Origin of the sequence: Kitasatospora sp. NPDC002965 (genome assembly GCF_040611255.1) — a bacterium.
Taxonomy (GTDB): Bacteria; Actinomycetota; Actinomycetes; order Streptomycetales; family Streptomycetaceae; genus Kitasatospora.
The window spans coordinates 1-1,385 of the sequence record NZ_JBEXNT010000310.1; the positions used below are offsets into that span (position 1 = coordinate 1).

Sequence of the window (1,385 nt, forward strand, 5' to 3'; positions counted from 1 at the left end):
GCCGTCAACGGGCTGACCCTCAACCAGGCCGTCGAGTCGCTCTCCACCGTCCCCGCCCGCCTGCTCGGCCTCGCCGACTCGGTCGGCACGCTGGAACCCGGCAAGAACGCCGACCTCGTGGTGCTCGACTCCGCCACCCACGACCTGGTCGCCGTCATGCGCCGCGGCGAGTGGATCACCGGGGCCGACCGCTTCGGCGTCGTCGAGTCTTCGATGTTCGGTCCCGTCGAGGGATCCGTCCGATCCGGCGGCGAGCGTCCGGATCGTCCCCGGAAGTAGCGTTGTTCTATGTTGATTTGAGTTCAAATTCCGGTGGGTAGCTGGCAGGATGCGTGGCATGAACTACCACGCCGCGGAAGACCGCTACGCCTCGATGACCTACCGCCGCACCGGACACAGCGGTGTGCAGCTGCCCGCGGTCTCGCTGGGGCTGTGGCACAACTTCGGTGACACCCAGCCGCTGGACGTGCAGCGCGCGGTGCTGCGCCGCGCCTTCGACCGGGGCATCACCCACTTCGACCTGGCGAACAACTACGGCCCGCCGTACGGGAGCGCCGAGCGCAACTTCGGCCACCTGTTCGCACAGGACTTCCGCCCGTACCGGGACGAGCTCTTCATCGCCTCCAAGGCGGGCTACGACATGTGGCCCGGCCCGTACGGGGACGGCGGCAGCCGCAAGTACCTGCTGGCCAGCCTGGACCAGTCGCTGGGCCGGACGGGCCTGGACTACGTGGACGTCTTCTACTCGCACCGCTACGACCCCGAGACCCCGCTGGAGGAGACGATGGGGGCGCTGGACCAGGCGGTGCGCTCCGGCCGCGCGCTGTACGCCGGCATCTCCAACTACCCGGCGGCCGAGCACCGGGAGGCGGCGGCGATCCTGCGCGACCTGGGCACGCCGCTGCTGCTGAACCAGGCCCGGTACTCCATCCTCGACCGCGCCCCGGAGGACGGCCTCCTGGCGGCGGTCGGCCACACCAGGACCGGTCTGATCGCCTACTCCCCCCTGGCACAGGGCCTCCTGACGGACCGCTACCTCGCGGGCGATGTGCCGACCGGCTCCCGGATGTCGGTCGGGCACTTCCTCAAGGAGCAGGCGCTGACCGCCGCCAAGCTGGAGCAGTTGCGCGCGCTGGACAAGGTCGCGGAGCGGCGCGGCCAGACGCTGGCGCAGCTGGCGCTGTCATGGGTGCTGCGCGACCCCCGGGTGGTGTCGGTGATCATCGGGGCGAGCAGCGTGGCCCAGCTCGACCAGAACATCGACGCGCTGGACGGCGTACCGCTGTCGGAGGAGGAGCTCGCCGAGATCGACCTGCTGAGCCGCTGACACGACGGAGAGGGGGGGGGGGGCGCGCCCCGCGGGGGGGGGGGGGGGGCGCCGCGCC

2 protein-coding genes are annotated in these 1,385 nt (G+C 71.3%); both read left to right on the forward strand.

Annotation, left to right across the window (positions count from 1 at the left end; genetic code table 11):
• Window positions 1-279, forward strand: a 279-nt coding sequence (locus ABZY91_RS42040) for an amidohydrolase family protein (protein ID WP_355409529.1), incomplete at its 5' end; no start/stop codon positions are given.
• Between the two features lie 58 nt (window positions 280-337).
• The gene (locus tag ABZY91_RS42045; protein WP_355409531.1) at window positions 338-1,327 is read left to right on the forward strand and encodes an aldo/keto reductase; all 990 of its coding nucleotides are present in this window, start codon (window positions 338-340) and stop codon (window positions 1,325-1,327) included.
• Window positions 1,328-1,385 lie beyond the last annotated feature (58 nt).

Coding starts and splice junctions, on each gene's coding strand:
- ABZY91_RS42045 (WP_355409531.1), top strand. CDS start 338: ATGAACTACCACGCCGCGGAAGACCGCTACGCCTCGATGACCTACCGC.